We start from the raw sequence: 4,968 nt of genomic DNA on the forward strand, positions 1-4,968 counted from the left end.
TGAGCAAATTTTACCATTTAATATCTTTAGCCTTTTTTCCACTAAGTTGGCAAAGGTATTTTCTCATATTGCAAATACATCATTTACCATTGAAGTTAAGAATAATCATATTGATGAACAATTGGTGCAGGGGTACTGGAAATATTGTATGGAGGAAATGGAAGGCATGGCTCCTCCATTAATTAAGTTATTAAATGAACAGATTCCTTCTGTGCATGGGAACAAGTTAATAGTAAGTGTAAGAAACGATACGGAAGGATTATCTATTAAAAGGAAATACTCTGAGATGATATCGGGTGTTTATGAAACACTTGGCTTTCCGAAATTAACGATCGAAACTGAAATTTCCTCCGAAGCCGCAAATGAAGAATATAAGAAATTTATAGAGGCTAAACAGAGAGAGGACCAAGAACGCGGCATTCAGGCAATGTTAGAAATGCAAAAGAAAGAAGCTGAAGAGGGAGCTAATAATGCTTCCACAGTTCAAGGCCCACTGACAATTGGATTAACGATTAAAGATGATGCCGATTTCAGAAAGCTTATTGATATTGTCGATGAAGAACGCCGTGTTGCCATAGAGGGGTATGTGTTTTCTGCAGAAACGAGGGAACTCCGTAGCGGCAGAACACTATTAACCTTTAAAATTACGGATTACACAAGCTCCATAATAGTCAAAATGTTTTCACGGGACAAGGAAGATGCAGCGTTGTATCAGCATGTTCAAAAGGGTATGTGGCTAAAAGTGAGAGGCAGTATTCAAACTGATACATTTGTTCGTGATCTTGTTATGATTGGAAATGATATTAACGAAATTAAACCGATCCAAAGACAGGATACAGCACCCGAAAATGAAAAACGAGTAGAATTGCATCTTCATACCCCGATGAGTCAAATGGATGCTGTCACATCTGTCAGCACCCTTATTAGCCAGGCGAAGAAATGGGGCCATAAGGCAATAGCTGTAACGGATCATGCAGTCGTACAGTCTTTCCCCGAGGCTTTTGGTGCAGGTAAGAAAAATGATATAAAAATATTATATGGTGTAGAAGTTAACTTAGTGGACGATGGGGTTCCTATTGCTTATAACAGTGCAAAAAGAAGGCTAACTGAAGATACGTATGTAGTATTTGACGTTGAAACGACTGGTTTATCTGCTGTTTATGATACGATTATTGAGCTTGCAGCAGTTAAGATTCATAACGGGGAAATTATCGATCGCTTTGAGTCCTTTGCGAATCCGCATCACCCACTTTCTGCTACGACCATTAATTTAACTGGAATCACGGATGACCTTGTTGAAAATGCACCTGAAGTTGATGAAGTGCTTCAAAGATTTTACGAGTGGACGGGCGATGCGATTTTAGTAGCTCATAATGCATCTTTTGACATGGGATTCTTAAATGTAGGTTATAAGAAAATTGGTTTAGGCAAAGCAGCAAACCCAGTTATTGACACACTAGAATTGGCCCGTTTCTTATATCCAGAAATGAAAAATCATCGCTTAAATACGCTGGCAAAGAAATTTGATGTTGAGTTAACACAGCATCATAGAGCGATATATGATGCTGAAGCAACTGGTTATCTATTATTAAAGATGTTAAAGGATGCTGCAGAAAAAGAAATTGAATTTCATGATCAGTTCAATGATCATATGGGTGAGGGGAATGCTTACCAGCGTGCGAGACCTTATCATTGTACACTGCTTGCACAAACTGAAGCCGGTTTAAAGAATCTATTTAAGCTCGTCTCTATCTCTCATATGAACTATTTCTATCGTGTTCCGCGCATTCCAAGATCAGTACTGCAGAAATATCGGGAAGGGCTTCTTGTTGGCTCTGGATGTGATAAAGGTGAGGTTTTTGAAGGAATGATGCAGAAATCACCTGAAGAGGTTGAAGATATTGCGGCATTCTACGATTATATTGAAGTTCATCCGAAAGCCGTTTATGCACATTTAATTGAATTAGAGCTAGTAAGGAATGAAAAGGCTCTAGAAGAGATCATTGGGAATGTTGTTCAATTAGGTGATAAGCTAGGTCTTCCTGTTGTCGGAACAGGAAATGTCCATTATTTAAACCCTAATGACAAAATTTATCGGAAAATCCTAATCAGCTCTCAAGGGGGAGCAAATCCATTAAATCGTCATAAGCTTCCAGATGTACATTTTAGAACAACGAATGAAATGCTTGATGCCTTTTCTTTCCTAGGCCGTGATAAGGCAAAGGAAATTGTCGTAGATAATACAAATAAAATTGCCGATATGATAGATGTTATTAAACCAATTAAGGATGATCTGTATACGCCTAAAATTGAAGGCGCAGATGATGAAATGCGGAATATGAGCTATTCAATGGCAAGAAGAATCTATGGAGATAATTTGCCTGAAATAGTAGAAGCTCGTCTTGAAAAAGAATTAAAAAGTATAATTGGTCATGGATTCGCTGTTATTTATTTGATCTCTCATAAATTAGTAAAAAAATCATTAGATGATGGTTATTTAGTTGGTTCACGTGGATCTGTTGGTTCATCCTTTGTTGCAACGATGACAGAGATAACAGAAGTTAATCCGCTTCCTCCACATTATGTCTGTCCAGAGTGCAAGCAATCTGAATTCTTTAATGATGGTTCAGTAGGTTCAGGCTATGACCTGCCAGATAAGGATTGTCCAAACTGCGGTGCTTCCTATATAAAGGATGGACAAGATATCCCATTTGAAACCTTCCTTGGTTTCAAAGGAGACAAGGTTCCGGATATTGACTTAAACTTCTCAGGTGAGTATCAGCCACGTGCCCATAACTACACGAAGGTACTGTTCGGGGAAGACTTTGTATACCGGGCGGGTACGATTGGAACAGTTGCCGACAAGACAGCATTCGGATATGTAAAAGCCTATCAGCAGGATCATAACCTCCAATTAAGAGGTGCAGAGGTTGAACGCCTTGCCTCTGGATGCACCGGTGTAAAAAGAACAACAGGTCAGCATCCAGGAGGAATTATCGTTGTTCCTGATTATATGGATATTTATGATTTTTCACCGATCCAATTTCCGGCTGATGATAAAAATTCTGAATGGAAGACAACTCATTTCGATTTCCATTCGATCCATGATAATTTGCTTAAACTTGATATTCTTGGGCACGATGATCCTACAGTTATTCGTATGCTTCAAGATTTAAGCGGGATTGACCCTAAAACCATTCCTACCGATGACCCAGAAGTAATGAAAATCTTTAGCGGTACAGAATCGCTTGGTGTAACAGAAGAACAAATTATGTGTAAAACAGGTACACTTGGCATTCCGGAGTTTGGAACAAGATTTGTTCGTCAAATGCTTGAAGATACAAAACCGACAACCTTTTCCGAGCTCGTACAGATATCTGGACTTTCACATGGTACCGATGTTTGGCTAGGGAACGCTCAGGAACTCATTCATAATAAAACTTGTACACTAAGTGAAGTAATTGGCTGTCGTGATGATATTATGGTGTATTTAATTTATCAAGGATTAGAACCAGCATTTGCCTTTAAAATCATGGAGTCCGTTCGTAAAGGTAAAGGGTTAACAGATGAAATGGAAGAGGAAATGAGGAAGAATCAAGTACCTGAATGGTATATTGACTCTTGTAAAAAGATAAAATATATGTTCCCTAAAGCCCATGCTTCTGCATATGTTTTAATGGCCGTAAGGATTGCTTATTTTAAAGTTCATCATCCTCTTTTGTATTATGCAGCATACTTTACGGTTCGTGCTGAAGATTTTGATGTGGATGCCATGGTTAAAGGATCGCAATCCATCCGTGCTTTGATTGAAGAAATAAATGCTAAAGGCCTTGATGCCTCCACAAAGGAAAAGAACCTATTAACGGTGATGGAGCTGGCTCTTGAAATGTCTGAACGTGGCTTTAGCTTCCAAAAGGTTGATTTGTACCGCTCAAGTGCTAACGAATTTATTATTGATGGAAACACATTAATACCTCCATTTAATTCGATACCTGGATTGGGGACAAATGCAGCTCTTAATATTGTAAAAGCTAGGGAAGTGGGGGAGTTTTTGTCTAAAGAAGACCTTCAGCAGCGGGGAAAATTATCCAAAACAATCATTGAGTATTTGGACAACCATGGCTGTCTGGAATCACTCCCAGAACAAAATCAGCTTTCCCTGTTTTAATGCACATCCTATAAAAATTTTATCATAAAAAGGGGTCAATCCCTTGACATGATAGCTATTCCATTTGCATTAAAAAATTGGTTATGGTATAGTTTTTATGGAAATACTATTAATAACTCTCGTTAAAGAAGAGTGGGGCAACCCACTCTTTCGTGTTGTATACGTTATTTTTAGTTAACACATTTATCCATTTGAATTGAATTGAATTTCACTTGAAGCCATGAACCGCGTAAAGGAGGGATATTATGAGCAAGGTGACTGATACAGTCGGACAATTAGTCACACCTATTTTGGATGAGCTTAATTTAGAATTAGTTGACATTGAATACGTTAAGGAAGGAAGAGATTGGTTCCTCCGCGTATTTATTGATAAGGAAAATGGTGTCGATATTGAGGAATGCGGGTTAGTCAGTGAAAAATTAAGTGAAAAGCTTGATGAGATAGATCCAATTCCTTATAACTATTTCTTAGAGGTTTCATCGCCTGGAGCTGAGCGCCCTCTTAAAAATGAAAAAGACTTTGAAAAAGCAGTTGGCAAAAATGTTTTTATTAAAACCTATGAGCCTATTGATGGTGATAAAACGTTCGAAGGTATTTTGACTCATTTTGATGGTCACACAGTAACAGTCGAAATCAAAATTAAAACAAGAAAGAAAAGTATTGATATTCCGTATGAAAAAGTAGCGAATGCACGCTTAGCAGTTGTTTTTTCATAAAGTCAATTAGCGCTTGCGCTTTTCTATTAAAGGGGGAAGAAGTCTCATGAGCAGCGAATTGTTGGATGCTCTCACATTACTTGA

General features: G+C 38.1%; 2 protein-coding genes. Both read left to right on the forward strand.

Translation table 11 applies throughout. The annotated features are described in order from the left end of the window. Positions 1-4,168: PolC-type DNA polymerase III (locus V7149_RS12235; protein ID WP_335345906.1), on the forward strand; the 4,168-nt coding region annotated here is incomplete at its 5' end. Between the two features lie 242 nt (positions 4,169-4,410). Next, positions 4,411-4,884: a ribosome maturation factor RimP gene (gene rimP / locus V7149_RS12240; protein ID WP_335345908.1), complete on the forward strand. Its 474-nt coding sequence runs from the start codon at positions 4,411-4,413 to the stop codon at positions 4,882-4,884. Positions 4,885-4,968 lie beyond the last annotated feature (84 nt).

It is taken from the genome of Bacillus sp. JJ1503 (assembly GCF_036965125.1).
In the GTDB taxonomy this organism is placed as follows: Bacteria; Bacillota; Bacilli; order Bacillales; family Cytobacillaceae; genus Cytobacillus.